At 62.8% G+C, this 7,128-nt stretch carries 8 protein-coding genes; 5 read left to right on the top strand and 3 right to left on the bottom strand.

What is annotated here, in order from left to right:
* The 3 genes from VEK15_20380 to VEK15_20370 form a co-directional block, all read left to right on the top strand.
* Window positions 1-593 (top strand): RNA polymerase sigma factor (locus VEK15_20380; GenBank protein HXV63069.1); only part of this gene is annotated, 593 nt, incomplete at its 5' end.
* A complete protein-coding gene (locus tag VEK15_20375) occupies window positions 590-1,288 on the top strand; it encodes a zf-HC2 domain-containing protein (GenBank protein HXV63068.1) in 699 nt (232 codons plus the stop codon). The genes VEK15_20380 and VEK15_20375, both read left to right, overlap by 4 nt.
* Window positions 1,289-1,296: 8 nt before the next feature.
* Entirely contained in the window at window positions 1,297-2,244 is a 948-nt protein-coding gene (locus VEK15_20370; GenBank protein ID HXV63067.1) for a DUF4097 family beta strand repeat-containing protein, read from the top strand.
* 20 nt (window positions 2,245-2,264) lie between these two features.
* Here VEK15_20370 and VEK15_20365 read toward each other — a convergent pair whose 3' ends face one another.
* The gene (locus VEK15_20365; protein ID HXV63066.1) at window positions 2,265-3,752 is read right to left on the bottom strand and encodes an alkaline phosphatase; all 1,488 of its coding nucleotides are present in this window, start codon (window positions 3,750-3,752) and stop codon (window positions 2,265-2,267) included.
* A gap of 74 nt (window positions 3,753-3,826) precedes the next feature.
* Here VEK15_20365 and VEK15_20360 point away from each other — a divergent pair, with 74 nt between their 5' ends.
* Complete coding sequence (locus VEK15_20360; GenBank protein ID HXV63065.1) at window positions 3,827-4,324, top strand: hypothetical protein; 498 nt, start codon at window positions 3,827-3,829, stop codon at window positions 4,322-4,324.
* 38 nt (window positions 4,325-4,362) lie between these two features.
* Here VEK15_20360 and VEK15_20355 read toward each other — a convergent pair whose 3' ends face one another.
* The gene (locus VEK15_20355) at window positions 4,363-5,412 is read right to left on the bottom strand and encodes a TIGR00730 family Rossman fold protein (GenBank protein ID HXV63064.1); all 1,050 of its coding nucleotides are present in this window, start codon (window positions 5,410-5,412) and stop codon (window positions 4,363-4,365) included.
* Window positions 5,413-5,460: 48 nt separating this feature from the next.
* Entirely contained in the window at window positions 5,461-6,813 is a 1,353-nt protein-coding gene (locus VEK15_20350; protein HXV63063.1) for an NCS2 family permease, read from the bottom strand.
* A gap of 63 nt (window positions 6,814-6,876) precedes the next feature.
* On the opposite strand from VEK15_20350, the gene rpsT reads away from it, so the two are divergent.
* On the top strand, window positions 6,877-7,128 hold a 252-nt coding region (gene rpsT / locus VEK15_20345; GenBank protein ID HXV63062.1), incomplete at its 3' end, for a 30S ribosomal protein S20.

The raw sequence follows: 7,128 nt of genomic DNA, 5'->3' as shown, positions 1-7,128 counted from the left end.
CCAGAGGATACGAGCTACCATCGACTCCCATGACGCCAAACCGCGAGGGCCGGAGAGCCGAGGACGACGATCTCGTAGAGCGCATTCTCGGAGGCGACGACGCGGCTTTCGAGACACTCTACCGGAAACACAGCGGTGTCGTGTTTGGCCTGGCGCTTCGAAGGTTGAGGACTCGAGAGGACGCAGAAGACTTGCTCCAGGAGATATTCTTGCAAGTTTACGACAAGCTCCCGACGTTCGCCGGCCGGTCCGCCTTTGGCACTTGGCTGCACAGACTCGCCGTCAACCGCTGTCTCGATCATTTGAGAAGTCGCGGAGCCAAGGAACAGTCGCGGACCGACCCGCTTCCCGAAATGCTTTCTAGCGGCAGGAGCCCCGAGGGAGCTCGTGGTCTCGAGCTCGAGCGCGCCATCGGGTTTCTTCCCCCGTCGTCACGCGCCGCGTTTCTCCTTCACGACGTCGCTGGCTATGACCACCGGGAGGTCGGCAGCATCCTCGGCGTCGCCGTTGGCACGTCCAAATCGCTCGTTCACCGAGCCCGCATGAAGCTGCGGGACCAATTGAAAACTCGTTCCGCCGGAGCAGCGCCGTGACACGAGACGATTTCACCGACCGTTTGAACGACTACGTCGACGGAACCCTGGAGCCGGGAGAAAAAGCCCTGGTCGAGAGCCACCTGAGCTCCTGCCAAGCCTGCCGGGAGCTAGAGGCCGATCTCCGCTCCATCCGACGCCAGGCGAGAGCGCTCGGGAATCCCGAACCTCCGGAGCACGTCTGGACTTCGTTAGCGGCGGCGATGGAACGACGTCACCCACCGAGCAAAGCGACCGACGTCCGCGCCTATCTGGCCCTCGCGGCCTTGATTCTGCTCGCGGTCGCGATTTTTCTCGCGAGAAGAGATTCACCGGCGGTCGACGACCAGGGGGCGCTCGTCACCATGGTCACCGAGGAGCTCCGTGCCGCCGAAGCGCACTATGACAACGCCATCGGCGGCCTCGAGCAAATCGTCGTGCAAAACGATGGTGTACTGTCGGAAGAGTTGGTCCTCGTCCTGAACGAGAATCTCGATCTGATCGAGAAAGCGATCGAGGAGAGCCGCCAAGCAATCCGCTCCGAGCCCGATAGCAAGGTGGCTCAGGAAAGCCTCCTGGGAGCGCTTCGCCGCAAGGTGAGCCTCCTCCAAAACACGATTCGGGTCATCAACGAAGTTCGAAAGGGCGAGGGCGAGAACGCATTCGACCTGATCGAGGAAATGAAAGGGACCGAGACGCCCTCGAACCCCATATGAGAAGAATCATGAAGAACCGGAAATACATGCTGATTTCGACCTGCCTTCCCCTGCTCGTCGCCGCCGCCGTGGGTGCGGTGGCGCAGGAACGTGAGGAACCCTTCGCCCGGCGCATCGAGCTCGGTGCCGGCGGAGAGCTCTACGTCTCCAATATCTCCGGAGAGATTCGCGTTGCCGGAACCGGCGGAACCGAGCTGGTCATCGAGTCAGTCAAGCGACTTCACGGCGACGCCGACCGGAGCCTCTTCGACGAGGTCGAGATCGACATCTCCGAAGTGGGCAACCGCGTCCGGGTGGAGACGCGATACCCTCGCGGCGGACATAGAGGGCATCATCGAGGCGGCGTCTCCGTGGACTACCGCATCACGCTCCCCCGGGACGCCGAGGTGGAAGCGAACTCGGTGTCGGGGGACGTCACCGTCGAGAACATCGAGGGGGCCGTCCGAGCCGGCTCGGTCAGCGGGTCGGTCACCGCGAGCGAGGTGACGAACCTGGTCGAGGCGAAATCGGTCTCGGGTGACGTGGACGTGCGGAACGCCAGTTCCGCAAGGGACGCGCGAATCGAAAGCGTTTCCGGAGATGTCACCATCGACGGTCTGGAAACGCGAGAGCTCGAAGTACAGAGCGTAAGCGGTGACGTGCGCGTCGACAGCGTCTCGTCGGAGCGGGGAACCCTGTCCAGCACGAGTGGTGACATCCGCTACACGGGCCGGATAGCCCCCGGCGGGCGATACGAGTTCAAGACGCATTCGGGCGACGTCGTCCTCGCCATTGGCGACGAGGTGGGCTTCGAGCTCGAGGCGAGTACTTTCAGCGGGGATATCGATTCGGCCTTCCCGATGCGGGTGACGTCGACCGACCGCAGTGGACGCAAGTTGACGGGTGTCGTAGGCGACGGCAGCGCTCTGATCGAAGCAACCACCTTCAGCGGCGATGTGAGAATTCGCAGCCGATGAAAATCCAGCGAGCGAATATTTTACTCCGACGGAGACTCTAGAACCGACTTGACGATCTCGTAGACGCGCGCGTGGGAGTAAATGCCGCGAAACCTCTCCGCCGAGGGTCCGCGAGCGTAAGTCAGGACCGGTTCGGAGGTGTGTCCCCCGGTCGACCAGACGACGTGAGTGTGGCGCGCAAGTGCCCGCCCGAGCAGGCACGCGGGTGTACTCGCCGGATCGCCGTAGAAGTGACGAAAATCCACCGTCCGCGCGCGGCCGGCGTCGTCCCGCAGCAGGGCGCCACGCGCCTCGTCGAGCGTCATGGACAGCCCCGTATGCGCTCGTACCACCTCGACCAGACGTTCGGCGCCCCCCCGCGCCCTTTCCAGCATCAGCTCGAATGACGCGCTCTGCTGGCCGAGTCGAGCCAAATGTTCCACCGTCGGGTAACGATGCTCCGGGCGGTAGACGAGTCCACTTTCGAGTGCCATCGGATCGGGCAACCCCTCCCAGTCCCCGTAGGTGAAGGAAAATCCGCCGGTACCGTGGTCCGCGGTCACGACGACCAGCGTTTCCGGGTACCGCCCCTGGAAGTCCATCCCGACTTGGATGGCTCGGTCGAACTCCAGGATCTCCTGCAGCATCGTCCCCGCGTCGTTGTCGTGGCCCGCATAGTCGATGCGCCCGGCCTCCACCACGAGAAGGAATCCAGACTCGGATCGTTCGAGCACATCGAGCGACACGCGCGTCATGACGTCCAGAGCCGGGACCTCCTCGAGTCCCAAGAGACGGCGGTCCACGACGTAGGGAAGATGGGAGGCAGCGAAGAGGCCCAGCAGTCTGCGTGTCCCTTTCGAGACTTCGATGAGTTGGCTCGCGGTGGAAACGACATGGTACCCCCGCGACCTTGCTCCGTCGATGCGATTCTGTGCGTCGCTCCGATTGGACTCCCCGTCGAGCTCCGACGGGACATCGGGCAGGAAATCGGACAATCGACGTCCCTTGGGGACCAGGGCGCGTCCGCCCCCGGCGAGGAGGAGGTCGATGTCCAGCGATAGGATCTCGTCGACGATGACGGGCTCGGGCTCGTAGCGGGAGATCTGATGGGAACCAAACGCGGCGGGCGTGGCGTGCGACAGACGCATATTGGTCACCATGCCGGTCGCAATACCCCGTTTCTCTGCCCACTCTACGATGGTCTCCAAGGCACGGCCATCCGGGTCCAGACCGAGGGTCTCGTTCCTGACATTCACACCCGTGGACATCTGCGTCGCCGCCGCCGCCGAATCGGTCACCGGGCTTTCGTAGGCGATCGAAAGTGCGTAGCCCGTATTTCCGTCTCGCATGAGCCGTTCGATCGCGAGCTGGCGTCCCTCGACCATCTGTGCGTAGGCCAGGCCGAACGACGTTTGAGCGGCACCGAAACCGTCACCGATGAACAGAATGACCCGGGTCGGATCCGCGCGGGTGATGTTCGCCGCGGCAAAGACTCCGATCGATACCATCAAGACGACCGCTCTCTGCAAGAGTCCTCCTTCCGAAACCGAGACGTCATTCTACGCGGCCACGAGTCGGTGTACCATCGGCCCTCCTCTGCCAAATGGCCAACAGGGACATCTACGAAGCCCGCCGCGGAATCTGGTGCGTGCGGAAGCGTGGACGGGCCGCCTACTTCGTAAAGACTTCACCGGGGGCGGTCTTCGTCGATCCCGGGCTGGATCCGAGCGGCTCCGACATGATGATGGGACTTCAACGAGCTCGCGTGGGGCTCTCGTCCATTCGGGCCATCCTCCTGACCTCGGGGAGAGTCGAAGCGATAGGCGCCGCGATCGCGCTCCAGAGGCGCTCGCGAGCCAAAGCGTTCTGCTCCGAGGGAGCCGCGCGGCGTCTCGGAACCGAGCTCGACATTCAGACGGTCGGCGGAGGAGACGTGGTGGCCGAGCACTTCGAGGTACTCGCCAACCCGGAGGATTCGGAGGGCCTCTGCTTCTATTTCCGTCCCGCCCGGGCCCTGTTCGTGGGAGATACGAACTGCGACGCCTCGACCTCCGAGGTCGAAATCATCTTACCGTGCTCAGGGCCGTGGCGGGACCCGTGATCGAGCCGCCTTCGCGCAGGTGAGCGGAGTTGAAACGATCAGCCTGCGAGCGCGTTGATCGCGTCGATGAGTTGACGCAATCGACCGAAGTCCTTCCGGTTGAAATCGAGCTCGATCCGGGCGAGGCCGTGAAAGTCGTCTCCGAGCTCTTCGGGCAAGGGCTGAGCCCTCTCGATGCGCCCCGATCGCAGAACGTCCCCGAAGCCGTCGTTGAGGACCTTCATTTCATCGTCGGTGAGCTCCCGCTCGAGACGAATCAGAAGTTTGCTTCCCACGTACCGCGAGGAATGATAGAGGCGATAGAAAAGGAGAATCTCGCTTCGAGCCTCGAGCGGATCGGGCACGATCCGAAACAGGCTGGTATCCTGCGGTGAAATGAGCCCGTTGCCGAGCACACACTTCTTCACGAAGCGATCCAGCTCGTGAAAATAGCCCGTCTCCGGGCTATCGACCATCACGACGGGAATTGGGACCTGCTTTCCCGTCTGGAGCAGCGTCAGGACCTCGAAGCATTCGTCGAGAGTCCCGAACCCCCCGGGCATCAACACCACCGCGTGCGATTCCTTGAGGAGGAAGAGCTTCCGGGTGAAGAAGTACCGGAAGGTCATGAGCTTCTTGTCCCCGCGGATGACGTCATTGGCTGCTTGCTCGAAGGGAAGCTTGATATTCACCCCGATGCTCAGGCTACGACCGGCACCCTGGTGGGCGGCGCCCATGATTCCGCTTCCCGCACCGGTGACGACCATCCAGCCCGCTTCGGCCATCGCCTTGCCCAGAGCACGGGCACGGTCGTAATCCGGTCCGCCCTCCGGAGAGCGAGCCGACCCGAACACGGTAACTTTCCTCGCAGACCGAAATGGAGTGAAGATTCGAAACGCATGGCGCATCTCCCTGAGAGCGGCATTGGCGATTTTGAGATCGATGCGTTTCGTGCAGTCCATACCGAGCCCCAGGGCAGTCGCGGTGAGCTCCTGCACATAGGTTCGCTCTTCGTCGGTGCAGCAGGCGTTGACGAGCTCCTCGATCCTGCGATCGAGCTTGGGATCGCCGGTGGAGCCGCGTCTCGACCTACGGGGTTTTTCCTTCATATGGAAACGAGAATAGCATCTCGACGAGCTGGAGAAAACGGACCGACGTCACAGCCACACGTATCGCGCCAAGAAGAATGCCGCAATGACGTGCGTAGCCCAATGGAGGTCGCGGGCGCGTCCGCCCGCAAGATACAGGACCGAGGTCGAGATGAAACCGAAAGCGATGCCCTCGGTGATACTGGTCGTGAGCGGCATCATGATGACGGTGAGGAAGGCTGGAATGGCGACGCGCGGTTTGGACCAGTCGATTCGCTCGACCCCAGCCATCATGAAGACTCCCACGAGTATGAGCGCCGGTGCGAGTGTCGGATAGAGGGTGGCACCGGCCTCGTCCTGAAGCCCTCCACCGACGACTCGAAGCAGCGGATAGAAAAACACCGAGCCCGCGAGCAGTACCGAGGTCACGACCGAGGAGAGGCCCGTCCGGCCACCCGCGGAGACCCCCGCAGCGCTCTCCACATAGCTCGTCACCGTCGACGTGCCGAGCAGGCCGCCCGCCACCGACCCGGCCGCATCGGCGAGAAAAGCTTCACGCGCTTTGGGAAGCTGTCCCTCCACGGTGAGGCCCGCGCGCTCGGTGACGCCAATGAGCGTTCCCACGGTGTCGAAGAGATCCACGAGGAGGACCACGAAGATCACCGCCAGCACTTCACGCTGACGGAAGAGACCTTCGAAGTCCGCGACGAGGAAGTACGATCCGACACTTTCGGGAAGGCCGAATACCCCCTCGAACCGGGTAAGACCGAGGAGGACCGCGACCAGCGTGGAAGACAAAATCCCGATTAGCAGCGCGGCGGAGACTCCGAGCACGAGCAGAATCGAGGTGACGGCGAGACCGAAGAGGGTGAGGACGGCGGCAGGAGCTTCCAGGTTGCCGAGCCCGATGTAGGTTCCCGGGACCGAGGTCACGATCCCTCCCCATCGCAATCCCACGATAGCGACGAGAAAACCGATCCCCACGCCCATGCTCCTCTTCAAGTGGTCGGGAACGGACGCGATGATGCGGGCCCTGAGCTTCCAGATGGACGCCAGGACGAAGAGTCCGCCTGCCACCACGACGGCGGCGAGCGCCTCTCGGAAGCCATACCCGTATCCCCCGAGCGCTACCGGACCGCAGATCGTGAGAGCGAAGAAGAAATTCTGTCCCATTCCCGGAGCGAGCGCGATGGGGTAGTTTGCCGAGAGCCCCATCCACAGCGTCGCCAGGGCGGAGGCGAAGCAAGTCGCCCCGAGCACGGCCCCGAAATCCATGCCGGTCGTCGAGAGAACGGCGGGATTGACGAGGATGATGTAGCTCATGGCCATGTAAGTCGTGACGCCCGCGAGAACCTCGGTTCGAACCGAGCTGCCTCTGGCGCCAAGGTCGAAAGTGGTGTCGAGCCAAGCGGTTACAGTCACCGGCGCATCTTATGCTAAAATCACTGGTTTGTAAGATGGGGCTGTATGGCCCTAGGAGGTTTCATGGCACATAGTCTCTCGGCGAAGAAGCGCGTTCGCCAAAACGCCAAGCTTCGAGCCCGAAATCGAGCTCACCGCACGCGGCTGCGCACTCAGATGAAGAAGCTCCGCCAGGTCGTCGAGGCCGGAGACGCGGAAGACGCGAAGAAGCTTCTCCCCAACACGATGTCGCTCGTCGATGTCATGGTCAAGAAGGGCATCATTCACGAGAACGCTGGCAACCGCTACAAGTCACGCCTCGGCCGACGGGTGGCC

It is taken from the genome of Vicinamibacteria bacterium (assembly GCA_035620555.1).
Lineage (GTDB): Bacteria > Acidobacteriota > Vicinamibacteria > Marinacidobacterales > SMYC01 > DASPGQ01.
The sequence above is the reverse complement of the archived record's forward strand: the minus strand, read 5'-3'. Positions and strand labels throughout refer to the sequence as shown.